Source organism: Phytobacter sp. V69, from assembly GCF_965644215.1.
Classification (GTDB): domain Bacteria; phylum Pseudomonadota; class Gammaproteobacteria; order Enterobacterales; family Enterobacteriaceae; genus Phytobacter.
This window is the reverse complement of sequence record NZ_CBFFRL010000527.1, coordinates 1-444: the sequence shown is the minus strand read 5'-3', so window position 1 is coordinate 444 and position 444 is coordinate 1. Positions and strand designations below refer to the sequence as shown.

The window sequence follows — 444 nt, the reverse complement described above, 5'->3', positions numbered from 1 at the left end:
CTGAGTGATCAGGTGGGTCAAATTACAACTGCTGTTGTTAAACAAAGGTGGGTCAAAGTTCGACTGCTGTTGACAGTAAACCGAGTACATAGAAGAATCATAACCCACACGATAGCCAAGCAGACCCACTTTGTTGATGCTGGAAAATCCTGATGTCGTTTCAGACCACAAACCGCTATAACCTGAGATCTGGTTAGTAAGTTTGCTCATGCCACTGTCAACACCTGCTGTCTGCATGGCCTTTCCAAGCAGATCGTAACGAACTCTGTTTCCTGATGTCCATGCAGAGTTCGTCGTGATTAATCCGTTGATTACATAGTTGGGAGCCGTTCCGTTCCTTTTCAGTAAAATGGTATAGGCGGATTTATTGATATTCACGCCAGTAAAAGAGGAAGGCAATAATCCTTCATTGATCAATGTCTGGTAGGTAATGGTACAGACAGA

At 43.7% G+C, this 444-nt stretch carries 1 pseudogene; it reads right to left on the bottom strand.

What is annotated here, in order from left to right:
• A pseudogene (locus tag ACSZPU_RS26320) lies at positions 1 to 444 on the bottom strand (shufflon system plasmid conjugative transfer pilus tip adhesin PilV); the annotation flags it as partial.